Source organism: Candidatus Streptomyces philanthi, assembly GCF_059553635.1.
The window spans coordinates 1-23,136 of sequence record NZ_JCANQV010000073.1 but is presented as its reverse complement, the minus strand read 5'-3'; the positions used below and the strand labels follow the sequence as shown (position 1 = coordinate 23,136).

Below are 23,136 nucleotides of genomic sequence, written 5' to 3'. Positions count from 1 at the left end.
CGCGGCGCAGGGCTCCCCAGGCGGTGGCGCCCTGGGAGAGATGGGCCGCGGGGTCGGGCAGGGCGTCCGGGTCGAGGCGGCGCAGGCGGGCCGCCCCGACAGCGGCGAATTCCCGCCATCCGCCCGGATGCTGGACGAGTTCGCCCGGCGTGAACCGTCCGGCCGGGTCCGCGACGACCTCGCCGACCGCCGCGCCCCACAGCGCCCGCCCCGGTTCGTACGAGGGCATCGGCAGCGGGGTGCCCGTCATCTGGGTGCGCATCGCGGCCCGTACGGCCATCACCCGGGTGCGTACCAGGACCTCGCCCTCGGCCGGGCGCGGCAGCGGTACTTCGGCGAGGGTGAAGTGGTCCGTTGTCAAGGGGCCTTCGAGACGGCGGGCGAGACGGACCTCGCGGTGCGTGGCGGGGAGGGGTGAAGAGGGCATACGGGGACTCCTGGCGCGTGTGCGACGCCGCTCCGGACCGCGTAGCCGGATACCAACCGCTCAACCATACCCCCCGGTTGGCTTCTTTATGATGCGCTGGTACTGCGCTGCCCGGAGCAGGCGGTTCGCACTGAGGTACAACAACTCCCGGAAGCATACGGAGGGCGATCGGTGGCCAAGCAGGAACGCGCAGTGCGGACCCGGCGTGCCGTCCTCGAAGCCGCTGCCGAGGTCATCGGCACGCGCGGCTACGAGGCCGCCACCATGGCGGAGATCATCGAACGCGCCGGGGTGACGAAGGGCGCCCTGTACTTCCACTTCACCTCCAAGGACGCCCTGGCCCGCGCGGTCATCGAGGAGCAGACCGGACCGTTCCGTCCGCCGGTCACCGAGTCCCGGTTGCAGGACGCCATCGACTTCACGCACCAGGTGACGCTGGCGCTCCAGAGCGATCCGATGCTCCAGGCGGGTACGCGGATCGCGGTCGAGACGACGTTCAGCGACGAGCCACTGGTGCCGTACCAGGCGTGGACCGACATCGTTGCCGAGCTGTTCTCCGAGGCGCAGGAGAAGGGTGAGCTGCTGCCGGGGATCTCGCCGGAGCGGGCGGCGGAGTTCTTCGTCGCCGCGTACATGGGGGTGCAGTTGTTCTCGCGGGCGGCGACCAACCGGGCGGACCTGCCGGAGCGGGTGACGAACCTGTGGCGGCACATCCTGCCGGGGCTGGCGGCGCCGGGGGCGCTGACCCATCTCGATCCGCGGGGCCGGAGTGTCGGGGCCGTCGTCTGACGTCTCATCTCCCGTTCTTCCGCGGCGATGACCCGGCCGGCAAAAACAAACCCTACGGTATGTAGGGTCGTTCCCCCGCCGGGGTCGCTTCCTGGCCCGCGTTCCCCGTCCGGGAGCCGTTCACCGCCCACCAGGAAGAGGCCCGCATGACCAGCGCCGCTCCCGGCTCCCTGTCGTTCCCGCGCCCCTTCCGGCACGGCGGGCGGACCGGCCCGCGGACGCTCACCCGGACGGTGCCCCGCGAGTACGTCCACCGCCGCGCCGTCTCCGAGGTGTTCCTGACCGGCTGGCGGCGCACCGGCACGGCGTCCTGGGAGGTACGGGCCCAGTGGCCGCGGGCGCACACCTTCTACGGCCCGGTGCGCGGCCGGCACGACCCGGTGCTGCTGGTCGAGACCCTGCGGCAGGCCGGCATATTGCTCAGCCACGTGGGGTACGGCGTCCCGCTGGACCACCCCATCATCTGGCGGCGCGTCGGCTACCGCCTGCGGGCCGGGACGCTGCGCACCACCGCCCGGCCGGCCGAGGTGGAGCTGCACGTCACCGATCACGACCTGGTGCACCGGGGGCAGCGGCTGCTGGCGGCGCGCCAGGAGTTCCGGGTACTGGTCGACGGCAGCGAACTCGGCACGGCCTCCCTGGGCTTCTCCTGTCACTCCCCCGCCGTCTACCGCCGGCTGCGCGGCGCCTACGGCGACCTGGCGTTCGCCACCTCCCGGGCGCTGCCGCCGCCCGCCGCGCTGGCCCCGTCGCGGGTGGCGCGGGAGCACGAGCGCGATGTGGTGCTCTCCCCCGCCGGCGAGGACGGCCGCTGGCAGGTACGGGTGGACACCTCGCACCCGGTCCTCTTCGACCATCCCGTCGACCACACGCCGGGGATGCTGATGGTGGAGGCGGCGCGGCAGGCGGCGCTGGCGGTGGTGTCCGGGTTCGCGCTGCCGGTGACGCTGGAGTGCGCGTTCGAGCGGTACGCGGAGCTGGACGCGCCGAGCTGGGTGGGCGCGCGGGCGGACGGCGCCGACGACCGGGGGCACCAGGCGGTCGAGGTGACGATGGAGCAGCGCGGGGTGCGGGTGATGCGGGCGGGCCTGGCCGTGGTGCCGGTGCGCTGAGCCGCCGTGTCAGTCGAGGGTGAGGCGGGGCTTGGGGGCGTCGGTGCGTCCGGTGGGCGGGGTGCGGCTGCCCGCGCGGTAGGGGGCGGGCCAGGGCGCGGCAGGCCCGGTGTAGTCCTGTTCGGCGGCCGCGTGGAGGGTCCAGTGGGGGTCGTAGAGGTGCGGGCGGGCCAGGGCGCACAGGTCGGCGCGGCCGGCGAGTATCAGGGAGTTGACGTCGTCCCAGGAGGAGATCGCGCCGACGGCGATGACGGGGACGCCGAGGGTGTTGCGGATGCGGTCGGCGAACGGGGTCTGGTACGAGCGGCCGAAGTCCGGGCGTTCGTCGGGGACGACCTGCCCGGTGGAGACGTCGATGGCGTCGGCGCCGTGCTCGGCGAAGGCGGCGGCGATGCGGACGGCGTCGTCGGCGGTGGTGCCGCCGTCGGCCCAGTCGGTGGCGGAGATCCGGACGGTCATGGGCCGGTCGGCGGGCCAGACGTCGCGGACCGCGTCGAAGACCTCCAGGGGGTAGCGCAGCCGGGCGGTGAGGCCGCCCCCGTAGGCGTCGTCGCGGTGGTTGGTGAGCGGGGAGAGGAAGCCGGAGAGCAGATAGCCGTGGGCGCAGTGGAGTTCGAGGAGGTCGAATCCGGCGCGGGCGGCGGACCGGGCGGAGCGGACGAACTGCCCGCGTACGGTGGCGAGTTCGTCGCGGGTGAGGGCGTGCGGTATCTGGTTGGTGCCGGGGCGGTACGGGAGGGGCGAGGCGGCGACGACGGGCCAGTTGCCGTCGGGGAGGGGCTGGTCGATGCCCTCCCACATGCGGCGGGTGGAGCCCTTGCGGCCGGAGTGGCCTAGTTGGACGCCGAGGGCGGCGCCGGGGGCGCTGGTGTGGACGAAGTCGGCGATGCGGCGCCAGGCCGCTTCGTGGCCGCGGGTGTAGAGGCCGGTGCAGCCGGGGGTGATGCGGCCGTTGGGGCTGACGCAGACCATCTCCGTCATCACCAGCCCGGCACCGCCGAGGGCGCGGGCGCCGAGGTGGACGAGGTGGAAGTCGCCGGGGGTGCCGTCGTCGTCGACCGCGGAGTACATGTCCATCGGGGAAACCACGACACGGTTGCGCAGGGTGAGGCCCCCGAGCCGGAAGGGGGTGAACATGGGCGGTGTACCGCGCGGGATGCCCGCCTCGTCCTGCACCCGGTCGACGAATCCCGCGTCGCGCATCCGCAGGTTGGCGTGGGTGACGCGGCGGCTGCGGGTGAGGAGGTTGAAGGCGAACCGGTGGGGCGGCTGGTCCGCGTAGGTCGCCAGGTCCTCGAACCAGGCGAGGCTGGCGCGGGCGGCGCGCTGGGTGGAGGCGACGACGGGGCGGCGCTCGGCCTCGTAGGCGTCCAGCGCCTCGGGCACGGTGGAGTGCTCGGTCAGACAGGCGGCGAGGGCCAGGGCGTCCTCGACGGCGAGCTTGGTGCCGGAGCCGATGGAGAAGTGGGCGGTGTGCGCGGCGTCGCCGAGCAGGACGACCGGGCCGTGCGACCAGCGCTCGGTGACGACGGTGCGGAACGCGGTCCAGGCGGAGTGGTTGGAGCGCAGCGGCGTGTGGCGGAGGGTGTCGGCGAAGAGGCCGGCACACCAGCGCGCGGAGGCGTCCTCGTCGCAGCGGTCGAGTCCGGCCCGGCGCCAGACCTCCTCGCGCATCTCGACGATCACGGTGCTGGCGCCCTCGGGGTCCTCGCTGCCGGGCGCCGGGCGGGCGTAGGGGTAGGCGTGCAGCTGGGCGATGCCGTGGCCGGTCTGGGCGGTCTCGAAGCGGAACGCGTCGAGGGCGAAGCCGGCGGAGAGCCAGATGTAGCGGCAGCGGTGGGTGGTCAGCCGCGGGCGGAAGACCTCGGCGTGGGCGGTGCGGGTGGCGCTGTGCACCCCGTCGGCGGCGATCACCAGGTCGTGGGTGCGGGCGAGGTCGGCGGCGGGCGGGGCCGGTGTGCGGAAGCGGAGCCGTACGCCGAGGGCGCGGCAGCGCTCGTGGAGGACGGCCAGCAGCCTGCGGCGGCCGAGCGCGGCGAACCCGTGGCCGTGGGAGGTGAGGGTGCGGCCCCGGTGGACGATGTCGATGGCGTCCCAGCGGACGAACTCGTCCTGGAGGGCGCGGTGGACGACGGGATCGGCGTGCTCGATGCCGCCGAGGGTCTCGTCGGAGAGGACGACGCCGAAGCCGAAGGTGTCGTCGGGCGCGTTGCGCTCCCACACGGTGATCTCGCGCTCGGGGTCGAGCCGTTTGAGGAGGGCGGCGGCGTAGAGCCCGCCGGGTCCGCCGCCGAGGACCGCGATCCGGCGTACCGGCGCCGGCACCGCTACCTCCCCTGCCAGTCGGGGGTGCGCCGGGTGGTGAACGCGGCGTGGAACTCGGCGTAGTCGGCGCTGTTCATCAGCAGGGCCTGGGTGGCGGCGTCGAGTTCGACGGCGGGGGCGAGCGGCATGTCGAGTTCGGCGGTGAGCAGGGCCTTGGTCTGGGCGTGGGCGAGGGCGGGGCCGTCGGCGAGCCGCCGGGCGAGGGCCGCGGCGGCGGTGTGGGCGCCGCCCTCCTCCGTGAGGTCGCTGAGGAGTCCGATCCGTTCGGCCTCGGGGGCGCGGACCGGTTCGCCGAGCATCAGCAGCCGGGTGGCGTGGCCGAGGCCGACGACGCGGGGCAGCAGATAGGCCGCGCCCATGTCGCCGCCGGAGAGGCCGACGCGGGTGAAGAGGAAGGCGAAGCGGGCGGTGGGGTCGGCGACGCGGAAGTCGGCGGCGAGGGCGAGCACCGCGCCGGCGCCGGCCGCGACGCCGTGGACTGCGGCGACCACGGGGAACGGGCACTCGCGCAGCGCCCGGACGACCTGGCCGGTCATCCGGTTGAAGTCCAGGAGCTGCCCGGTGTCCATGTGGAGGGTGGCGCCGATGATCTCGTCGACGTCGCCGCCGGAGCAGAAGCCGCGTCCCTCGCCGCCGAGGACGAGGGCGCGGGCGGAGCGTTCCCGGGAGAGTTCGGTGAGCAGGTCGCGGAGGTCGGCGTACGCCTCGAAGGTGAGGGCGTTGAGTTTGTCCGGGCGGGCGAGGGTGACGGTGACGACGCCGTCGTCCCGTGTCACGCGGAGGTGCTTCCAGCTGTCGGTGCTGCGGGCGGATCCTGCGAACGGGCTCATGGGCTGGCGGTCCCCTTCGGCGGACGGGCGGGGTGTGGTGCCTGCGGTGCCGGTGGATGCGTGCGCGCGTCGCTGCCCTACGACGCTATCACCGGGTCGTGACCGTCGTCACGAGTACGCCATACCGCCCGGCCCCGCCCGCCGCGGGGCCGGGCGCTCACCCCTGGTGCGCGTGCTCCACCGGCCGCGGTGCGGCCTCCGGGTGCGCGAGGCGGGAGCGGCGGCGGCCGTAGACCGCGTAGACCAGGGCGCCGACCACGAGGAACGCGGCGAACTGGAGCCAGGTCGCCGGTCCGGTCCCGTAGATCAGGTAGAGGCAGAACGCGGTGCCGAGCAGCGGGCTGACCGGGAAGAGGGGCACCCGGAAGCGGCGCGCCAGCTCGGGGCGGGTGCGGCGCAGACGCATCACGCAGATGTTGACCACGGCCATGATCGACAGGGTGCCGATGGTGGTCAGGTTCATCACCACGCCCAGCGGGACGACGGCGGCCGGGACGGCGAAGACGACGGCGACGATCCAGGTGTTGGCGACCGGGGTGGAGGTCCGGGGCGAGATCCGCTCGAAGACGCGGGGGATCAGGCCGTCGCGGGACATGGACATCAGGATGCGGGTCTGCCCGTACATCACGGTGAGCACGACGGACGCGATGGCGACCAGGGCACCGAAGGCGATCACCGCGCCGCCCCAGGCGGAGCCGGTGACCTTGTCGACGATCAGCGAGAGGGCGGCGGGCCGGCCGGCGACCTCCCCGGCGGAGAGCGCCCCGATGGCGGAGAGGGCGACCAGGCAGTAGAGCAGGGTGACCACACCGATGCAGACCATGATCGCGATGGGGATGTTCCGGCGCGGGTTCTTGACCTCTTCGCCCGCCGTGGTGATCGCGTCGAAGCCGATGTACGAGAAGAAGGCGAGCGAGGCGCCGGAGGTGATGCCGGCGATGCCCTGCGGGGCGAACGGGGTGAGGTTGCCGGCCCGGAACGCGGTGAGGGCGATCGCGCAGAACAGGATCAGGATGCCGATCTTCAGTACGGCCATCACGGCGGTCGCGCGGGCGCTCTCGCGGACGCCGCGGACCAGCAGCAGGGCCGCGAGCAGCATCACCACGACGGCCGGGACGTTGACGACGCCGCCCTCGCCCGGCGGGTTCGACAGCGCGGCGGGCAGTTCCCAGCCGGTGAGGCTGCCGAGCAGTTCGTTGAGGTACTGGCCCCAGCCGACGGCTACCGCGGACACCGAGACGCCGTATTCGAGCAGCAGGCACCAGCCGACGAGGAAGGCGGTGCGCTCGCCGAGGGTGGCGTACGCGTAGGAGTACGAGCTGCCGGAGACCGGGATGGCGCCGCCGAGCTCCGCGAAGGAGAAGGCGGTGAGGACGCAGGTGATCGCGGCGAGCACGAAGGAGACGATGACGGCGGGGCCGGACTCGGCCACGGTGCCGGAGAGCCCGACGAAGATGCCGGTGCCGACGATGGCGCCGATGCCGAAGCACACGAGCTGGAAGAGCCCCATGGTGCGCTTGAGGCCGTGGCCTTCGAGGTCCGCGCCGGATTCGGCGATGAGGACGTCGGGGGACTTGATGCGCGGTCCGGAGGGACCCAGCGGACGCATGGGGGTGGATCTCTTCTCTGGTGGTGCGGGTGCGGGCGGCGGGGGTGGGGCCGTCCGCGGGGAGAACCGGAGGATGTGGGTCCGGGTCTCCGTGAGCGTCGATGGTAACCGCTCGGCATGCATGATCGCCCACTCGGGCGTATGACTATGCGGCGGGAGGGCGCTCCGGGACGCCGCACGGACGCCCCGGAGCGCAGGTCACAGGGGCAGTCCGGCCAAGGTGGCGACCAGGACGGCCTTGATGGTGTGCATACGGTTCTCCGCCTCGTCGAAGACGACGGAGTGCGCGGACTCGAAGACCTCGTCCGTGACCTCCAGGGAGGTCAGCCCGTGCCGCTCGTGGATCTCCCGGCCGACCGCCGTCCCGAGGTCGTGGAAGGCGGGCAGGCAGTGCAGGAACTTCACGTCCGGGCGGCCGGTGGCGCGCAGGACGTCCATGGTCACCGCGTACGGGGCGAGCAGCCGGATGCGCTCGTCCCAGACCTCCTTGGGCTCCCCCATCGAGACCCAGACGTCGGTGACGACGAAGTGGGCGCCGCGCACACCCTCGGCCACGTCCTCGGTGAGGGTGATCCGGGCACCGCTCTCCTCGGCCAGCTCGCGGGCGCGGGCGACGACCTCGTCGGCGGGCCACAGCTGCCGCGGGGCGGCGATCCGTACGTCCATGCCGAGCAGGGCGCCGGTGACGAGGTAGGAGTTGCCCATGTTGTAGCGGGCGTCGCCGAGGTAGGCGAAGGCGGTCTCCTCCAGGGGGCGGCCGCCGCCGTGCTCGGTCATGGTGAGGACGTCGGCGAGCATCTGGGTGGGGTGCCAGTCGTCGGTGAGGCCGTTGAAGACGGGCACTCCGGCGTGGGCGGCCAGCTCCTCGACGTCCGACTGGAGGCTGCCGCGGAACTCGATGCCGTCGAACATCCGGCCGAGGACGCGGGCGGTGTCCTTCACCGACTCCTTGTGGCCCATCTGCGAACCGCTCGGGTCGAGGTAGGTCGTCGAGGCGCCCTGGTCGGCGGCGGCGACCTCGAAGGCACAGCGGGTGCGGGTCGAGGTCTTCTCGAAGATCAGCGCGATGTTCCTGCCGCGCAGCCGCTGGACCTCGGTACCGGCGCGCTTCGCGGCCTTGAGTTCGGCCGCCAGGTCGACGAGCCGCCGGAATTCCCCGGCACTGAAGTCCAGCTCCTTGAGGAAGTGGCGGCCGGTGAGGTCCATCGCCATGGTGACTCCTGATTCGCGACTGGGTGCAGAACGCGTGTACGAGAACACATACTCCTGGAAGTGTATACGAGCTATCGCATCAGTATTCAGCGCGGGGGAAGGGCGCACGGAAGCTCAGCCCGCGCCCGGCACCGCGTCCCGCGCCACCGGGCAGCTCATACAGCGCGGGCCGCCCCGCCCCCGGCCCAGCTCACTGCCCGGGATCGTGATGACCTCGATCCCCCGCTTGCGCAGAAAGGTGTTGGTCGTCACGTTCCGCTCGTACGCCACCACCACCCCGGGCTCCACCGCCAGCACATTGCATCCGTCGTCCCACTGCTCGCGCTCCGCCGAGTGCACGTCCTGGGTGGCGGTCAGCACCCGGATGTCGTCCAGCCCCAGGGACGCCGCCATGGCGCGGTGCATGTGCTCCGGCGGATGGTCGGTGACCTTCAACTCCCGCGCGCTCGCCCCCGGCTCGATGGTGTACGAGCGCAGCATCCCCAGCCCCGCGTACTGGGTGAAGGTGTCCCCGTCGATCATGGTCATGACCGTGTCCAGATGCATGAAGGCACGGCGCTTGGGCATGTCCAGCGCCACGATGGTGCGCGCCGAACCCGCCGCGAACAGACCCCGGGCCAGCATCTCCACGGCCTGCGGCGTGGTCCGCTCGCTCATCCCGATCAGCACCGCGCCGTTGCCGAGCACCAGGACGTCACCGCCCTCGATCGTCGACGGATAGTCGGGCTGCCCCTCGGACCACACATGGAACCCCGCGTCCCGGAAGAGCGGATGGTGACGGTAGATCGCCTCGTAGTGCACCGTCTCACGCTGCCGGGCCGGCCAGCGCATGGCGTTGATCGACACACCGTCGTAGACCCAGGCGGAGGTGTCCCGGGTGAAGAGGTGGTTGGGCAGCGGGTCCAGCAGGAAGTCGTCCAGGTCCATCACATGGAAACGCACGGACGCCGGCTCCGGGTACCGCTCCAGGAACTCCCGCTTGGTCATCCCCCCGATCAGCGCCTCGACCAGCTCCGGCACCGGCAGCACGTCGAACGCGGCCCGCAGCGGGTCGGTGGCCAGCGGCCCGTACTCCTTCTCGTCGAAGACGCGGTCCAGCACCAGCCGGCGCGCCGCGGGCACCTCCAGGCTCTCGGCCAGCAGGTCCCCGAAGAGATACACCTCCACCCCCCGGTCCCGGAGCACATCGGCGAACCCGTCGTGCTCGGCCCGCGCCCTGCGCACCCACAGCACGTCGTCGAAGAGGAGGGCGTCCTTGTTCGTGGGCGTGAGCCGTTTCAGCTCCAGGTCGGGGCGGTGCAGGATGACGCGGCGCAACCGCCCGGCCTCGGAATCGACATGGAATCCCATCTCCCCATCTTCACCGCTCCCGGTGGACGGGGACCATCGTCCGACCGGTGTCGGGACAACCGGCACCGGCCAGGGGTCACTGGGCCCCGTCCGTCCCGCGCGGAGGACGGCGGGCCGCCGCCACGAGGGCCACGACGGACGCGGCCGCCGCCAGCAGCCAGGCGGCACGGAGACCACCGAGCCCGGGGTGTCCCCCGCCCGCCGTCGCCGCGACGACCACGGCCACGCCCAGGGCGGTGCCCGCCTGCCGGGAGACCATCAGGACGCCCGAGCCGAGGGAGAGCTGACCGGGCGGCAGCAGTCCCGCGGCGGCGAACATGACGGGCTGGTAGAGACCGGTCCCGCAGCCCGCCAGGACCAGTCCGGGCAGGAAACGGACGGCGTAGTGGGTGCCCGCGGCCCCGTCGTCCGCCAGGACGAACCACCACACCGCCGCGCCCACGAAGGCGCAGGCGCCGAGGACGCCCACGGTCCGGGCGCCGAGGCGCGCGACGAGCCGGCCGGAGAACACGGAGGCCACCAGCACGGTCAGCGGCCAGGGCGCCAGCGCGAGCCCGGCGGTGCGCACCGGGTAGTGCCAGACGTCGGTGAACAGCAGGCTGGCGGCCAGCGTCATCGCCCCGTACGCGACGAAGTAGGCCAGCAGCCCGAGCGCGGCGCGGGTGAAGCCCGGGGTACGGAAGAGGCCGGGGTGGACGACAGGTTCCGGGGCCCGGCGCACATGGCGTACGCCCAGCGCGCCCGCCAGGACGCCGGTCGCGAGCAGCCCGAGAGTGCCCGGTGCCGTGTACCCCCACTCCGGCGCCTGCACGACGGCGGCCACCAGCGCGCCGACGCACAGCAGTACCAGCCCCGAACCGGGCAGGTCGAGCGCCTGCCGCGCGCCGCGTGCGCCGCGCGGCAGCAGCCGGGCGCCCGCGCCGACGGCGAGCAGCACCACCGGGACGTTGATCAGGAAGATCAGCCGCCAGTCGGTGGCGGTCAGCACACCGCCGAGGACCGGTCCCGCGCCGGCCGCCACGGCGCTGACCGCCGTCCACACCCCGACGGCAGTGGCGCGTTCCGCCGCCGGGAAGGCGGGCAGGGCCAGCGAGAGCGAGGTGGGCACGAGGACGGCGGCGGCCACGCCCTGCACCAGGCGGGCCGCGATGAGGAACGCCAGGGTGGGGGCGGCGGCGCAGGCCGCGGAGGCGAGGCCGAACAGTGCCATGCCGAGCAGGAAACTGCGCCGCCGCCCGGTCGCGTCGGCCATCCGGCCCGCCGGGACGAGCAGCGCGGCGAGGACCACGGTGTAGCCGTTGAGCACCCACGACAGCGCGGAGGCGGGCGCCGGGGCGAAGTCCTCGCCCATCGCGGGGAAGGCGATGACGACCGCGACGAGGTCGAGGACGGCGAGGAACTGCGCCGTGGAGGCGATGGCGAGGATCAGCCAGCGGCGCGGGTGCCCACGCTCCTCGCCCGGGGCGGCCGGCGGGTGGTGCGGACGGTCACCGGCGCGGGCGTGCGCCGGGTGACGCGAAGAAGGGGTGGTCATGGCAGGCAAGCCTGGTCGGCGCCGCGCACGCGGACGAGTGGCAGCACTGACACCACTCGCACGCTTCCTGCCACACCGGCTGTCATACTGCGCGGATGCCCTTACTCGCGGTCGCCGTCACGGACGGCATGCCGTTCCTCGAAACGGCCATCCCCTGCCATGTCTTCGGCACGGACCGGATCGAGACCCCACCCGGCTGGTACGACCTGCGGGTGTGCGCGCTCGGCGCGGACGGCGCGCCCCCGCGCACCGGCCCCTGGTTCAGCGCCCGCACCCCGTACGGGGTCGAGGACCTGGTGAGCGCCGACACCGTGGTCGTACCGGCGTCGGCGGATGTGCACGGCGATCCGCCGCCCGTGCTGGTGGACGCGCTGCGGGAGGCGCACCGGCGGGGCGCGCGCCTGGTGTCGCTGTGCTCCGGCGCGTTCACCCTGGCGGCGACCGGACTGCTCGACGGCCGGACGGCCACCACCCACTGGCGGTACGCGCCGCTGCTCGCCAAGCGCCATCCGGCGGTACGGGTCGATCCGTCGGTGCTCTACGTCGACCACGGTGATGTGCTCACCGGCGCGGGGTCCACCGCGGCCGTCGACGTCTGTCTGCACCTGGTCCGCGAGGACTTCGGGACCCAGGTGGCCAACGCGCTGTCCCGGCAGCTGGTGGCGCCGGCGCACCGGCCCGGCGGGCAGGCGCAGTACATCGAGCAGCCGCTCCCGGAGCGCCGCGACGAGTCGCTGGCGCCGCTTCTGGCGTGGGCGGCCGAGCGGCTCGACCGGCCGCTGACCGTGGCCGGTCTCGCCCGCCGGGCGCACACCAGTCCGCGGACGCTGGTCCGCCGCTTCCACGCGGCGACGGGGACCACGCCGATGCGGTGGCTCCAGGCGCAACGGCTGGCGCGTGCGCGGGAGTTGCTGGAGGGCAGTGATCTGCCGATGGACCGGGTGGCGGAGGTCTCGGGGCTGGGCACCGCCAGCAATCTGCGGCGGCACTTCACCCGCGCCATGGGGGTCCCGCCGACCGACTACCGGAGGTCGTTCCGGGCGGCACGGGCGGCGGGGTGACGGAGGGGGCGGTGGGGCCGGAGGGCGCTCTCTCCGGCCCCACCGTGGGGCGCGGGGGCCTGCTCCGTACGCCCCTGCCCCGGGTGTCTCACCCCAGCTGTGACTGGACCTCCGACGCGATCAGCTCCAGGTGGTCCAGGTCGTCGAGGTCCAGGATCTGAAGATAGACGCGGGACGAGCCGACGGCGGCGTAGCGGCCGATCTTGTCGACGACCTCGGCGGGGGAACCGGCGAGGCCGTTGGCCCTGAGGTCGTCCACCTCGCGGCCGATGACGGCGGCGCGGCGGGCCACTTCGGCGTCGTTCCGGCCGACGCAGGCGACCAGGGCGTTGGAGTACACCAGGTCGCCGCCCTTGCGGCCGGCGGCCTCGGCGGCCGCGCGGACCCGGCCGAACTGGCGCTCACTGTCCTCGACGGAGGCGAAGGGGATGTTGAACTCGTCGGCGTAGCGGGCGGCGAGGCGCGGGGTACGGGTCGCGCCGTGCCCGCCGATCAGCACCGGCACCCGCTCCTGGGCGGGCTTGGGCAGCGCGGGCGACTTCTCCAGCTGGTAGTGGGTGCCGTCGTAGCTGAACTCCTTTCCGGTCTCGGTGCCCCACAGACCGGTGATGACGGCCAGTTGCTCCTCCAGGCGGGCGAACTTCTCCTTGGGGAAGGGGATGCCGTACGCCTTGTGCTCCTCCTCGAACCAGCCGGCGCCCAGGCCCAGCTCGACCCGGCCGCCGGACATCTGGTCGACCTGGGCGACCTGGATGGCGAGCACGCCGGGGAGACGGAAGGTGCCCGCGGTCATGAGGGTGCCGAGGCGGATGCGCCGGGTCTCGCGGGCCAGGCCGGCGAGGGTGATCCAGGCGTCGGTCGGGCCGGGCAGTCCGGTGACGTTGCCCATGTGCAGGTAGTGGTCGGAGCGGAAGAAGGCATCGAAGCCCAGGTCCTCGGTGGCCTTGGCGACGGTGAGGAGGGTGTCGTAGGTGGCGCCCTGCTGGGGCTCGGTGAAGATGCGCAGATCCATGCCTCCATCCTGCCCTCTCCGCCCGGGAACACATGCTCATTCGTGTCGTGGGCGGGGATGCGGCGGGGGCGCGTGCGCGGTGGCCGGCGGCCGCTCGGGAGGCGGATGGGGTCGTGGGGGAACGCGGAGGCGGGTGAGGGGGCGGGGTGTCCGGGGCGCGTGGCCGTTCGGGCGCGGCGGCCACGTCCGCGGACCGTGGAGCGCGGTCGTGCCGGGGCGTCGCGCGCCGGGGTACGACCGGGGGTGCGCGAGGTGCGGGCCGTGCGGGTTCAGGCGAGATGGCGGTCCCTCACCTCCAGCTTCTCCAGTATTCCGGCGACGCGGTCACGGCACTCGTCCGCCGTGTCCATGGCCTCCACGCAGGTCCAGTACACGCCCTCCTCCTCGGCCGAGCAGACCACGTTCACCAGCGCCTCACAGACCTCGCGCAGCAGGCATATCAGGCCCGTCAGCGCCGCTTTGACGTCGCGCACCTCGGTGAGCCGGTCGGCGCGCAGCGCGCCGGCGTACGACGCCCGGCACAGCAGTCCCCCGCTGTACCGCCGGCCGGTCTCCCCCAGTCCGCGGGCCCGGGACCGCACTTCGTACGGCCCGAACATCACGAGGTGTACGCCGACCGCCTCGGCCAGGGCCTGGGCCTGCCACGCCTCGACGATCACTTCCTCTACGGTGCCCGCCTGCGCGAGCCCGCGTCGGCCGGCCGCGATGATCCGCACCGCGTCCATACTCGTCCCTCCCTCCGGAGTCACTGTCGTTGTCACTGTCCATCACCCCACACTCATGTCCACTACCCAGAGTGAGAGTGAACAGCCAAAAACGCCAGGGGATTTCGCAAATCTGTGGACAACCAAGGCGCGTTGGAAAGATCCTTGACTCCGTAGAGTTACCAAGAAGTGAGGGGAGCGACTCCCCCTCCCCTCACGGCACGACGCCCCCTCTCCTCACTCCCGGCACAGGAGCGGCACGGGTCACGGCAGATGCCGGGCGACGCGAGGGACACGGCGACGGTGCCGCCCGCGGAGGGCGTACGGGGGCGCGCGGGCGGCACGGAACGGAACCGGCCACCCGCGCGCACCTCTACTCCGCGCCCCTTTCCCGCGGCCGGTCCGGCCGCGCGTCGCGCACCGCGGGGAAGCGGGACTCATTGCGCTCGATCTTGGCGGCGAGGGCGGCCAGGACGTCAATACCGAGGGTGTCGCAGAACTGGAGCAGATACGCCAGGACGTCCGCGACCTCGTCCTCGACCCGTCCGGCCGCCTCCGGGTCCGCCATCACCCGCGCCGACTCCTCGGGCGTCAACCACTGGAAGATCTCGACGAGTTCGGCCGCCTCGACGCTCAGCGCGGCCGCCAGGTTCTTGGGCGTGTGGTACCGCTGCCAGTCGCGGGCGGCGGCGAAGGCGGCCAGTCGTCGTTGCAGGGCACGGAGATCCTCACTCATGCCCCCAGGTGTAGCACCCGCCCGCCGGGCGGCGCACAGCGACCGCCCGCGCCCCTTTTACGCCCGGGAGGCGCCCCCCGCGGCCGGTTCCGCGACCTCGGTGCCGACCGGGGCCAGCAGGAACACATTGGTGTCGACGCGGTGCATCCCGCTGCCGAGCCCGAAGACGACTCCGCTGGAGAAGTCGAGGATGCGTTTGGCGACGTCGGTGTCGGCGTTGGTGAGGTCCAGCAGGACGGGGACCTGGGTCATCAGGTACTCGGCGACCTCGCGGGCGTCGGCGAAGGTCTGGACCCGGATGACGACGAACCGCCGCGCCTCCTCCTCCGGTTCCTCGTCGGGGAGCGCGCGGTGGGCGGGCCAGGAAGGCCATTCGCTGCTGCTGCGCAGCGGTACGACCTCGGCGAGCCCTTCCCACTGCTCGTCGGTGGCATCGGGGCCGTTCACCGGATCACCTCACGCGGTGGTGTGCTGCCTGTCTGCGAAATCTGCATCGCACGATTCTAGAGATAACCATACAAATCTTGCCGGACGCGACACACGCGGCGTCACATCCTCTTCCCATCCTGCACCATGGCACCTGACCTGTACCGACGCGCCGCGGTATCGGCCTGTCGCGCGTATGTGTGCCCGTTCATCCGTCCCCGCCGCCGGGAGCCACCGGCCCCAGGAACACCCCCGGGCCGCCCCCGTCCCCCGTGCCGCGGCCCAGGAACCGGTAGAGCTCGGCCGCGCTCGCCAGGTGACCGGCCGCCTCCTTCTCCTCGCCGGCGTCACGCAGCGCCGTGCCGAGGGCATGGTGCCCGCGGGCCATCAGCAGGTACTCCTGCGCGTACCGGGCGGTGCGCAGGGCGCGCCGGGCGTGGTCCACGGCGCCCGCCGTGTCACCGGTGCGCCGCAGCGCCTCCGCGAGCCGGTAGAGGCATTCCGTCTCGTTGCGGACATGGCCGCTGGTACGGGTCCGCTCCAGCACCCGCCGGTACCGTACGGCGGCCTCCTCCGGGCGGCCCCGGCCCAGCAGGGTGTCCGCCTCCGTCGTCTCCACCCGGATCAGCCACTTGAGGTCCTCGTCCCGGGTGAAGACGGCGGCCAGCCGACGGCACCCGTCGGCGATCTCGGCGAGATCGGTGTCCCGGTCGGGGTCCTCGACCGCGATCTGGAGCAGGATGGTCTGCCGCCGCGCCACCAGCCGCCGGTCACCGGTCCGCTCCGCCAGCTCCACCGAGCGTTCCGCGTGCTCGCGCGCGGCGGCGAAATCGCCCGCGTGCTGGTCGAGCTGGGCGAGCATCGCGCGGGTGAACAGGACGGCGAGGAACGGGCGCAGACCGTCGGTGGGCACCGGGTCCGGGCCGAAGAGTTCCAGGACCTTGCGCAGATGGACGCGGGAGAGCTCCAGGGAGTCGGGGGACGCGTGCTTCTTGAGGATCACCCCGGCCGCGTAGTGGGCGCAGGCGACGACGGTCCCGCCGCACAGTTCGCCGGCGGCCGGGACCAGCGCGCGGGCCGCCCGCGCCAGCGCCCCCAGGGGCAGCATCTCCTCGAAGCAGGGCGCCAGGACGAGGATGTCGACGGCGAGCGCCACCGCCTCCGGGTCGCCCGAGACCGCGGCCTGCTCGGCGACCGCGACCAGGGTGGGCAGCATCCGCCGCACCCACGCCATGGCCTCCGGCCCGGTGCCCACGTCGTCCCCCGCCGAACGGCACGGCTGGATCTCGGCGGTCAGCGCGCGCCCCAGCGGCTGGGAGGCCCGGACGGCGGCGGCGACGCTGGCGCAGAGGAAGTCGGCGGCGCGCCGGACCACCGCGCGGCGCTCCCCCTCGGGCAGTTCCGCGCGGGCCCGTTCGCGGGCGTAGGCGCCGACCAGGTCGTGGTAGTGGTAGCGGCCGGGCGCCCGGGTCTCCAGGAGGACGGCGTCCACCAGGTCCTCCAGCACCGCCTCGGTCTCCTCCTCGGGCCGGTCCAGGATCGCGGCGGCCCCCTTGACACCGAAGGTGGTGCAGTGGGGGACGGACAGGGCGAGGAAGGCGCGGGCGCAGGGCCCGGTCAGCTGCGCGTAGGACTCCTCGAACACCGCGTCGACGGTGAGTTCGCCCACCCGCAGCTCCCCCAGCAGCCGGGTGCCGTCCCGCATCCGGGCGAGCAGGGTGCCCGCGGCCCAGGCCGGGCGGAGCGCGAGGCGGGCGCCGATGGCGCGCAGGGCCAGCGGCAGATAGCCGCAGGACGCGGCGAGGGCGTGCACGGCGTCCGGTTCCTCCGCCAGTCTCCGGCGTCCGGCGACCTTCCCGATCAGTTCGACGGCGTCGTCGGGGCTCATGCCGTCCAGCACCACGGTGCGGGTGGCGGGCATCCCCGCCAGGGCGCGGGCCGTGATGAGAACACCGCAGCGGTCGCCGCCGGGGAGCAGCGGATCGACCTGGGCGACGCTCAGCGCGTTGTCCAGCACCACCAGCAGGGCCCGGTCGGCGACCAGGGTGCGGAAGAGGGCCGCGCGGTCCTGGAGCGCCATCGGGACGCGCTCGTGGGGGATGCCCAGCGCCGTCAGGAAGCCGCCCAGCACGGCAGACGGGTCCCCGGCGGTGCCGCCGGGGGCGCGCAGATCGGAGTAGAGGCAGCCGTCGGGGAAGTGCGCGCCGACGGCGTGCGCGGTGCGCAGCGCCAGCGCGGTCTTGCCGACGCCGCCCATGCCGGTCAGGACCGCGACGGGGTGCGGTCCGCCGCCGGTGAGGGCGGCGGTGAGTTCCGCGAGCTGTTCGCGGCGCCCGGTGAAGTCGGGCGGTGAGGCGGGAAGTTGGGAGGGGCGGGGCAGTCCGGGGGCGGTCCGCTGCCGGGGCACGGTGGGCGGGGCGGCGGGGCCGGGGGCGGCGAGCAGCGCGCGGTCGTCGGCGAGGACGGCGGCGTGCAGTTCGTCGAGGGCGGGGCCGGTGTCGATGCCCAGGTCGTCGGCGAGGACGCGGCGGGCCCGGTCGTGGGCGAGGAGGGCGTCGGCGCGGCGGCCCGAGCGGTACAGGGCGAGCATCAGCGCGGCGTGCAGCCGCTCGCGGTACGGGTGGGACTCCAGGGCACGTTGGATGCCCGGGACGGCCTCGGTGTGCCGGCCGCACTCCAGCAGCAGTTCCAGATGGTGTTCCAGGGCGGCGGCGTGCTGTTCGGTCAGGGCCCGGCGCTGCTCCTGCGCGTACGGGCCGGGCAGTCCGGCGAGGGCGGGGCCGCGCCACATGCCGAGGGCGTCCTTGAGGAGGGCGGCGGCCGCGGCGGGAGAGCCGCCGGCGGCGGTGCGCCGGGCGCGGACCGTGAGGTCGGCGAAGCGCAGCGCGTCGACGTGTTCCGCGGGCAGGTGGAGGACGTAGCCGTCGGCGACGGTGCCGATGAGGGAGGCGCCGTCCGTGCCGGCGGGCCCGAGGTGGGTGCGCAGCCGGTGCACGTAGTTCACGATGACGCGCCGGGCGGACGCCGGCGGATCGTCGTGGTAGAGGCCGTCGATGAGCTGGTCGACCGTCACCAGCCGTCCGGCCCGCAGCGCGAGGGCGGCGAGCACGGCCTGGGGTCCGGGCGCGCCGGGCCGCCGGGCCGCCCCCCGCTCCGGAACGTACTGGACGGGGCCGAGCAACCGGACGCGGACCGCTGTGGGGGGAGCGGAAGACTGTGCCATTCCACCGCTTATACCAACCGTCCGGTCGTTCTCCCTAGTCCGTTGTCGCGGGCGGCTGCGGTGAAGGGCCTGTGGAGGGCGCCGTGCCGTCCGCCCGCAGGCGCGGCGGGCGGGGTGTCCCCCACCGGCCCCCGGGGCCGGGCGCTCCCCGGCCGCCGGGGGTTTCCTGTCCGTTGGCGGCCAAGACCGCCAACGGCCATCACTGGCCCTACACCGTCGTGGAGATCTCTGCAAAGGTGATCCACACGGCGCGGCCCTTCTCCCCCTCCCCTCCAGCACCACCCGACGCGCCCTTTTCTTCACCGACCCTCCGGTACCGGTCCGCAGCGAAGACGTTCCATCAGTACGACAGGGGTGCCACGCCATGACCGCTCTGCCCGCCGAACCCCTCCCCCGCCCGGCACCCGGCCGGTACGGCGCGGCACCGGAGGCGGACCCGCCCCCCTTCTGCGTGCTGCTCGGCCCGGACTACGCGGGCAAGTCCTCCGCGCTGCGGGAGCTGACCGCGGCGGGACACTGGCGCGCGGTGTCGGTCGACGACGGATACCTCGGCTCCGAGCACGCGCTGATCAAGCGGCTGCGCCGGGACGTCGTCAAGGACGTGGCGCCCCACGAGGGCACATGGTCGCCGGACTTCTTCGCCGCCATGATCCAGACCGCCGTCATCCACCTGCGCGACCAGCTGCTGCACGACCCGTCGGCCCCCGCGGTCGTCGACTCGTACTACTACAAGCTGCTGGCGAAGTGCCGACTCGCGGGGGTGCGGGAGAACCCCATGTTCGCGTGGTGGCGGTCCTTCCCCCGCCCGCGCCGGGTCGTCTACCTGGACGTGACGCCGGAGTCCGCCTGGCGGCGCGCGCACCGGGGGGCCGACCTCAACCTGCTGGAGTACTACGGCAAGGACCCCGGGTGGGAGGGCTTCCGGCGCTACCAGACCGATCTCGGCAGGCTCCTGCGGGAGGAGACCGCGCACCTGCCGGTGACGGTGATCGAGGAACAGAACGACCCCGCGCGCACCGCGGAGGCGATACGAGAGGTGCTCACCGATGAGCTCGGCTGAATCCTGGACGGACCCCGACCGGCTGCGCCGCTACCGCGAGCGCGTCCTCGGCGAACGGCTGCGGCTGCGCGAGGCGTTCGCCGACCCGGACGGCGCGCAGCAGCGCGTCCTGAAGGACCTGCTGGAGTTCAACGCCGGGACGGAGTACGGCAGAGCGCACGGCTTCGACCGCATCCGCACCCTCGACGAGTACCGCGCCGCCGTCCCCGTGCAGACGTACGCGGACCTCGGGCCGTGGATCGAGCGCACCGCGGCCGGCGAGGACGGCGTGCTCAGCGCCGACCGGCCCGCCGTCTTCTTCACCAGCAGCGGCAGCACCGGCGCCCACAAGAAGATCCCGGTCACCCCGCGGTTCATGCGCACCACCTTCTTCCCGTTCTACTACGCGGCCTGGGCCCCGCTGATCGAGCACTTCCCCGACGTCCTCGGCCGCCCGGACGCCGTCCTCAACCTCAAGCACGACCCGCTGGCCGCGCCGCCCACCACCGCGTCGGGCAGCCCGCACGTCGGCGCCAGCCAGGTCGACTTCGGGGAGAAGTTCGGCGAACCGCTCTCCGCCGAGCCCGGCACCGGCGCGCCCTGGGCGACCCTGCCCGTCCCCGTCGAGGCGGGCGCCCACCTGGAGAAGATGTATCTGCGGCTGCGGCTGGCCGTGGAGAGCGACGTCCGCTGCGTCATCGGCATCAACCCGGCGATGATCGCGGCACTGCCGTACCAGCTGAACCTGTGGTGGGAGCGGATCGTCAAGGAGGTCCGCGACGGCACCCTCGGCGGCCTGCCGTACGGCACCCCCAACCCGGAGCGGGCCGCGGAACTGGAACGGCTCGCCGACCGCTTCGGCACCGTCCGCCCGGCCCATGTCTGGCCGCACATGCGGGCCCTGTTCTGCTGGACCACCGGACTGGCGTCGCTGTACCTGCCGCGGCTGCGCGAGGAGTTCGGCGCGGGGGTGACCGCGCTGCCCGCGCCGGTCGCCGCCTCCGAGGGCCCGGTCGGCGTGGCCCTGGACCGGCACCCGTCGGCCGGCAGCCTGGTCGTCACCGCGTCCGTGTACGAGTTCGCCGACGCCGCGGCCGACCTCACCGCCGGCACCGCGACGCTGCGGCCCCACGAGCTGGAGCCCGGCCGCGACTACCACGTCGTCTTCAGCCACGTCGGCGGCCTGTACCGCTACGCGGTCGGCGACGTCGTCCGGATGACGGACCGGGTCGACGGCGTCCCGCGGCTGGAGTACACCGGCCGCAGCACCCGCTCCGACCACGCCGGGGAACGGCTGCGCGACGCCCAGGTCGTCCGCGCCCTCGCCGCCGCCCTCGGCGCCCACGGCCTCGAACTGCGCAACGCCTCCTGCCGGGTGGCCGAACGGGACGGCGGCCCGGCCGGCTACGAGTTCGCCGTGGCGCCCCGCACCCCCTGGAGCGACGACGAGACCGCCCGCTTCACCGCCCGGCTCGACGAGGCGCTGGGCGCCGAGTCGCCCGGCTACCGCGCCGCCCGCGACGAGAAGCGGCTCGCCGCCCCCGAGGTGCTCCGGCTCGCCCCCGACGCGTTCTGGCGCGACTGGCAGGACACCGTCGCGAGCGGGGTGCGGCCCACCCAGGTCAAGGACCGGATGTTCCGCCAGGACCCCGCGCAGTGGGCCCGCCTCACCGGCCGCACCGCCTGACCCTCCCCCGACAGGCCCCGGGGCCGCACCGCGCCCCGGGGCCGCGCCCGCACGACCGCAGCGCACAGAAAGAAGGACCCCCGATGACCGCACAGCTGGACGCCGTCGAGCGCACCGCGCTGCTCACCGCCGCCCTGCGGGCCGCCGAGACCCGGCGCGACGACCGGCTCTACGAGGACCCCTACGCCGCCGCCCTGGCCGGCGAGATCGGCCCCTCCCTCCTCGCGGAGGTCCGCGACGCCACCTTCCCGCCCGGCCAGGAGCGGACCCTGCCGAGCACCCCCGACTACAACGCGATCCGCACCCGGTTCTTCGACGACTACCTCGCCGACGCGGCCCGCGACCCGGGGACCACGCAGATCGTGCTGGCCCCGGCCGGCATGGACTCGCGGCCCTACCGCATGGACTGGCCCGACCGCGTCCGCTGGTTCGAGGTCGACCGCCCGGCGGTGCTGGCGTACAAGGACGAGCGGCTGGCGGGCGTGGAGCCCCGCACCGACCACCGCAAGGTCGCCGTCGACCTCACCGCGCCCGACTGGGAGGACGACCTGCGCGCCGCGGGCTACGACCCGTCCGTCCCCTCCACCTGGCTGCTCGAAGGGCTGCTCTACTACATCCCCGAGCCCGACACCCACAAGATCCTCGAACGGGTCGCCGCGATCTCCGCGCCCGGCAGCCGTATCGCCGCCGACATCGTCAACAGCGCCGCGCTGACCCTGCCGCAGATGCGCGGCCTGCTCGACGTGTTCGCCCGCTGGGGCTGCCCCTGGCTGTTCGGCACCGACGAGCCGGAGGCCCTGTTCGACACGTACGGGTACGACGTCGAGGCCCTCCAGCCCGGCGACGCACGCGCGTCCTACGGCCGCTGGCCCGACCCGGTGCCGCCGCGGTCCGAGCGCGACGTCCGGCGGGTGTTCTTCGTCCACGGCACCCGGCGCTGACATGGCGGCCGCAGTCGTCGTCGGCGGCAGCGTCGCCGGCCTGGCCACCGCCCTCGCCCTGGCCGGCACCGGCCACCGCGTCCTCGTCCTCGAACGCGCCCCGGCACCACCCCAGTGGTCGGTCGGCGAGGCCGTGGCGTGGTGGCGGCGCCCCACCGTGCCGCAGAGCGTCCACTCCCACACCCTGACCTCCGTCGGCGTACGGGTCCTGCGCGAGCGGGCGCCCCAGGTGCTGGCCGCGGCCCGGGTCGCCGGGGCCGGGCTGCACCGGCTCACCGACGCCATGCCCGCCGGCATCACCGACCGCGCGCCCGCGCCCGGCGACGACGAGATGGTCTCGCTCGGCTGCCGCCGCTCCACCCTGGAACTGCTGCTGTACCGGGCCGTCGCCAACTCCCCCGGCGTCACCGTCCGGCACGCGACGACCGTCGCGGGCGTGGAGCTCGACGCGTCCCGGAGCAGGGTGACGGCCGTCGTCACCGGCTCCGGCGAACGCCTCCCCGCCGGGCTGGTGATCGACGCCACCGGGCGCCGGGCCTCCTCCCGCGGCTGGCTCACCGACCTCGGCATACCCGTCGCCGACCCGCTGACCTCACCGACCGGCCTGGCCGGCCACACCCGCTTCTACCGGCTGCTGGGCGACGGCCACCCGGGCCCCCTCAACCGCGGCAACGCCGCCGGCCACGTCGGCGGCCACTACGCCGGGGTGCTGCACCCCGGCGACCACGACACCTTCTCCATCGCCCTGCTGACCCTGCCCGGTGACCGCGCCCTGTCCGGCATCCGGCGCCGCGCGGTGTTCGACGCGGTGTGCCGGGCCACGCCGGGCCTCGGCCCCTGGATGGCGCCGGGCGTCGCCGAACCGATCTCGCCGGTGCACGCGATCACCAGCCCGCCCAACACCCTGCGCGTCACCGGCGAGGACGCGGCCCTGCCCGTCGCGGGGCTCTACCCCGTCGGGGACGCCGCGTGCATCACCGACCCGTTCTTCGGCCGGGGCATGTCCCTCGCCCTGGAACACGCCTTCCTGCTCGCCGACGTCCTGGCCGCCCACCCGGACCCGGACACCGGGCAGCGGCGGGCCGTCGGCACGGCGACCGCGGGGTTGCTGCGCCCCTG

19 protein-coding genes are annotated in these 23,136 nt (G+C 73.9%); 7 read left to right on the top strand and 12 right to left on the bottom strand.

Going from position 1 to position 23,136, the window contains the following annotated elements; all coding sequences use genetic code 11:
* Window positions 1–427, bottom strand: a 427-nt coding sequence (locus AC51EU_RS11655; RefSeq protein ID WP_496266763.1) for an MDR/zinc-dependent alcohol dehydrogenase-like family protein, incomplete at its 3' end; no start/stop codon positions are given.
* Window positions 428–598: 171 nt separating this feature from the next.
* On the opposite strand from AC51EU_RS11655, the gene AC51EU_RS11650 reads away from it, so the two are divergent.
* Both AC51EU_RS11650 and AC51EU_RS11645 read left to right on the top strand, forming a co-directional pair.
* Entirely contained in the window at window positions 599–1,216 is a 618-nt protein-coding gene (locus tag AC51EU_RS11650; protein ID WP_496266762.1) for a ScbR family autoregulator-binding transcription factor, read from the top strand.
* A gap of 146 nt (window positions 1,217–1,362) precedes the next feature.
* Window positions 1,363–2,328: a ScbA/BarX family gamma-butyrolactone biosynthesis protein gene (locus tag AC51EU_RS11645; RefSeq protein ID WP_496266761.1), complete on the top strand. Its 966-nt coding sequence runs from the start codon at window positions 1,363–1,365 to the stop codon at window positions 2,326–2,328.
* Window positions 2,329–2,337: 9 nt separating this feature from the next.
* On the opposite strand, the gene AC51EU_RS11640 is transcribed toward AC51EU_RS11645, so the two are convergent.
* From AC51EU_RS11640 to AC51EU_RS11615, 6 genes are all read right to left on the bottom strand, one after another.
* On the bottom strand, window positions 2,338–4,653 hold the full coding sequence (locus tag AC51EU_RS11640; RefSeq protein ID WP_496266760.1) for a bifunctional salicylyl-CoA 5-hydroxylase/oxidoreductase: 2,316 nt from the start codon (window positions 4,651–4,653) through the stop codon (window positions 2,338–2,340).
* A 2-nt stretch (window positions 4,654–4,655) separates the two neighbouring features.
* Entirely contained in the window at window positions 4,656–5,483 is an 828-nt protein-coding gene (locus tag AC51EU_RS11635; protein ID WP_496266759.1) for an enoyl-CoA hydratase family protein, read from the bottom strand.
* A 157-nt stretch (window positions 5,484–5,640) separates the two neighbouring features.
* A complete protein-coding gene (locus AC51EU_RS11630; RefSeq protein ID WP_496266758.1) occupies window positions 5,641–7,092 on the bottom strand; it encodes an amino acid permease in 1,452 nt (483 codons plus the stop codon).
* A 198-nt stretch (window positions 7,093–7,290) separates the two neighbouring features.
* The gene (argF, locus tag AC51EU_RS11625; RefSeq protein WP_496266757.1) at window positions 7,291–8,304 is read right to left on the bottom strand and encodes an ornithine carbamoyltransferase; all 1,014 of its coding nucleotides are present in this window, start codon (window positions 8,302–8,304) and stop codon (window positions 7,291–7,293) included.
* A 114-nt stretch (window positions 8,305–8,418) separates the two neighbouring features.
* Entirely contained in the window at window positions 8,419–9,654 is a 1,236-nt protein-coding gene (locus tag AC51EU_RS11620) for an arginine deiminase (protein WP_496266756.1), read from the bottom strand.
* Between the two features lie 76 nt (window positions 9,655–9,730).
* Entirely contained in the window at window positions 9,731–11,188 is a 1,458-nt protein-coding gene (locus AC51EU_RS11615) for an MFS transporter (protein ID WP_496266755.1), read from the bottom strand.
* Window positions 11,189–11,283: 95 nt separating this feature from the next.
* Between AC51EU_RS11615 and AC51EU_RS11610 the strand changes: the two genes are divergently transcribed.
* Complete coding sequence (locus tag AC51EU_RS11610) at window positions 11,284–12,249, top strand: GlxA family transcriptional regulator (protein ID WP_496266754.1); 966 nt, start codon at window positions 11,284–11,286, stop codon at window positions 12,247–12,249.
* A gap of 88 nt (window positions 12,250–12,337) precedes the next feature.
* Here AC51EU_RS11610 and AC51EU_RS11605 read toward each other — a convergent pair whose 3' ends face one another.
* The 5 genes from AC51EU_RS11605 to AC51EU_RS11585 form a co-directional block, all read right to left on the bottom strand.
* On the bottom strand, window positions 12,338–13,261 hold the full coding sequence (locus AC51EU_RS11605; RefSeq protein WP_496266753.1) for an LLM class F420-dependent oxidoreductase: 924 nt from the start codon (window positions 13,259–13,261) through the stop codon (window positions 12,338–12,340).
* A gap of 269 nt (window positions 13,262–13,530) precedes the next feature.
* Window positions 13,531–13,986, bottom strand: coding sequence for a DUF6099 family protein (locus AC51EU_RS11600; protein ID WP_496266752.1), 456 nt, complete (start codon window positions 13,984–13,986; stop codon window positions 13,531–13,533).
* A gap of 352 nt (window positions 13,987–14,338) precedes the next feature.
* Window positions 14,339–14,701: a nucleotide pyrophosphohydrolase gene (locus AC51EU_RS11595; RefSeq protein WP_496266751.1), complete on the bottom strand. Its 363-nt coding sequence runs from the start codon at window positions 14,699–14,701 to the stop codon at window positions 14,339–14,341.
* 57 nt (window positions 14,702–14,758) lie between these two features.
* Entirely contained in the window at window positions 14,759–15,148 is a 390-nt protein-coding gene (locus AC51EU_RS11590; protein WP_496266750.1) for a cell division protein SepF, read from the bottom strand.
* Window positions 15,149–15,335: 187 nt separating this feature from the next.
* Window positions 15,336–18,350 carry an AfsR/SARP family transcriptional regulator gene (locus AC51EU_RS11585; RefSeq protein ID WP_496266749.1) on the bottom strand — a complete coding sequence of 1,005 codons (3,015 nt, stop codon included), beginning with the start codon at window positions 18,348–18,350 and terminating at the stop codon, window positions 15,336–15,338.
* A gap of 364 nt (window positions 18,351–18,714) precedes the next feature.
* Between AC51EU_RS11585 and AC51EU_RS11580 the strand changes: the two genes are divergently transcribed.
* The 4 genes from AC51EU_RS11580 to AC51EU_RS11565 all read left to right on the top strand — a co-directional run.
* Window positions 18,715–19,410 carry a hypothetical protein gene (locus AC51EU_RS11580; protein WP_496266748.1) on the top strand — a complete coding sequence of 232 codons (696 nt, stop codon included), beginning with the start codon at window positions 18,715–18,717 and terminating at the stop codon, window positions 19,408–19,410.
* On the top strand, window positions 19,397–21,076 hold the full coding sequence (locus tag AC51EU_RS11575) for a GH3 auxin-responsive promoter family protein (protein WP_496266746.1): 1,680 nt from the start codon (window positions 19,397–19,399) through the stop codon (window positions 21,074–21,076). Before AC51EU_RS11580 ends, AC51EU_RS11575 begins: the two co-directional genes overlap by 14 nt.
* Before the next feature lie 83 nt (window positions 21,077–21,159).
* A complete protein-coding gene (locus AC51EU_RS11570; protein WP_496266745.1) occupies window positions 21,160–22,017 on the top strand; it encodes a class I SAM-dependent methyltransferase in 858 nt (285 codons plus the stop codon).
* Window position 22,018: 1 nt separating this feature from the next.
* Window positions 22,019–23,136, top strand: a 1,118-nt coding sequence (locus AC51EU_RS11565; RefSeq protein WP_496266743.1) for an NAD(P)/FAD-dependent oxidoreductase, incomplete at its 3' end; no start/stop codon positions are given.

What these genes read in the sequence shown, in the direction of transcription:
- AC51EU_RS11645 (WP_496266761.1), top strand. Translation starts at nt 1,363, where the DNA reads ATGACCAGCGCCGCTCCCGGCTCCCTGTCGTTCCCGCGCCCCTTCCGG.
- AC51EU_RS11635 (WP_496266759.1), bottom strand. Translation starts at nt 5,483, where the DNA reads ATGAGCCCGTTCGCAGGATCCGCCCGCAGCACCGACAGCTGGAAGCAC.
- AC51EU_RS11630 (WP_496266758.1), bottom strand. Translation starts at nt 7,092, where the DNA reads ATGCGTCCGCTGGGTCCCTCCGGACCGCGCATCAAGTCCCCCGACGTC.
- argF (WP_496266757.1), bottom strand. Translation starts at nt 8,304, where the DNA reads ATGGCGATGGACCTCACCGGCCGCCACTTCCTCAAGGAGCTGGACTTC.
- AC51EU_RS11620 (WP_496266756.1), bottom strand. Translation starts at nt 9,654, where the DNA reads ATGGGATTCCATGTCGATTCCGAGGCCGGGCGGTTGCGCCGCGTCATC.
- AC51EU_RS11615 (WP_496266755.1), bottom strand. Translation starts at nt 11,188, where the DNA reads ATGACCACCCCTTCTTCGCGTCACCCGGCGCACGCCCGCGCCGGTGAC.
- AC51EU_RS11610 (WP_496266754.1), top strand. Translation starts at nt 11,284, where the DNA reads ATGCCCTTACTCGCGGTCGCCGTCACGGACGGCATGCCGTTCCTCGAA.
- AC51EU_RS11605 (WP_496266753.1), bottom strand. Translation starts at nt 13,261, where the DNA reads ATGGATCTGCGCATCTTCACCGAGCCCCAGCAGGGCGCCACCTACGAC.
- AC51EU_RS11600 (WP_496266752.1), bottom strand. Translation starts at nt 13,986, where the DNA reads ATGGACGCGGTGCGGATCATCGCGGCCGGCCGACGCGGGCTCGCGCAG.
- AC51EU_RS11595 (WP_496266751.1), bottom strand. Translation starts at nt 14,701, where the DNA reads ATGAGTGAGGATCTCCGTGCCCTGCAACGACGACTGGCCGCCTTCGCC.
- AC51EU_RS11585 (WP_496266749.1), bottom strand. Translation starts at nt 18,350, where the DNA reads ATGGCACAGTCTTCCGCTCCCCCCACAGCGGTCCGCGTCCGGTTGCTC.
- AC51EU_RS11580 (WP_496266748.1), top strand. Translation starts at nt 18,715, where the DNA reads ATGACCGCTCTGCCCGCCGAACCCCTCCCCCGCCCGGCACCCGGCCGG.
- AC51EU_RS11575 (WP_496266746.1), top strand. Translation starts at nt 19,397, where the DNA reads ATGAGCTCGGCTGAATCCTGGACGGACCCCGACCGGCTGCGCCGCTAC.
- AC51EU_RS11570 (WP_496266745.1), top strand. Translation starts at nt 21,160, where the DNA reads ATGACCGCACAGCTGGACGCCGTCGAGCGCACCGCGCTGCTCACCGCC.